The 836-nt window shown below is 63.4% G+C and carries 1 protein-coding gene and 1 pseudogene; both read right to left on the reverse strand.

Annotated elements, in window-relative coordinates; translation table 11 throughout:
* Window positions 1–529, reverse strand: a pseudogene (locus tag B2W22_RS27840) (GTPase ObgE); the annotation flags it as partial.
* Window positions 530–730: 201 nt separating this feature from the next.
* On the reverse strand, window positions 731–836 hold a 106-nt coding region (locus B2W22_RS27845), incomplete at its 5' end, for a 50S ribosomal protein L27 (protein ID WP_286940408.1).

Genomic DNA, 836 nt, shown 5'->3' on the forward strand with positions numbered 1-836 from the left:
TGATCAGCGTCGACTTGCCCGCGTTGGGCAGGCCCAGCAGACCCACGTCGGCCAGCACTTTCAATTCCATGCGCAGGTAGCGGTGCTCGCCTTCCTTGCCCGGCGTCCACTGCTTGGGGGCGCGGTTCACGCTGGATTTGAAATGGATGTTGCCCATGCCGCCCTGGCCGCCGGCTGCCAGCACGACTTTCTGTTCGTGCTTGTTCAGGTCGAACAGGACTTCGCCGGTGTCGGCGTCATGGATGATCGTGCCCACCGGCACGCGCAGGGTGATGTCCGGGGCGGCAGCGCCGTATTGATCCGAGCCGCGGCCGTTTTCGCCGTTCTTGGCGCGGTGCAGGCGCGCGTAGCGGAAGTCGATCAGCGTGTTGATGTTGCGATCGGCCACCGCATAGATGGTGCCGCCGCGGCCACCGTCGCCGCCGTCGGGACCGCCACGGGGAATGAATTTTTCGCGGCGAAAGCTCGCCACGCCATTGCCGCCTTTACCGGCGACCACTTCAATGGTGGCTTCGTCTACGAATTTCATGGTGTCTGCGCGTGTAGTGGGTGAGGGCGGGCGTCCGTACAGGGAGCCGCCGGGAGGCAATCGAGAGCTTACTCGCCAATTGCCTTCAAACAAAAAAGCCCTGCCGCACGCGACAGGGCTTTTGCCGTTCGGGAAACGCGGCGGACCGCGTTCCAGATCGTATGCAACCGCGGACGTGAGGTCCGCGGGCTTGCCAACCGATTACTCGGCAGCGACGATCGAAACGGTCTGCTTGTTCAATGCGCCCTTGAAGCCGAATTGAACCTTGCCGTCGACCAGCGCGAACAGGGTGTGGTCCTTGCCCATG

The organism is Achromobacter sp. UBA4530, from assembly GCF_002388205.1.
Taxonomy (GTDB): domain Bacteria; phylum Pseudomonadota; class Gammaproteobacteria; order Burkholderiales; family Burkholderiaceae_B; genus Achromobacter; species Achromobacter animicus.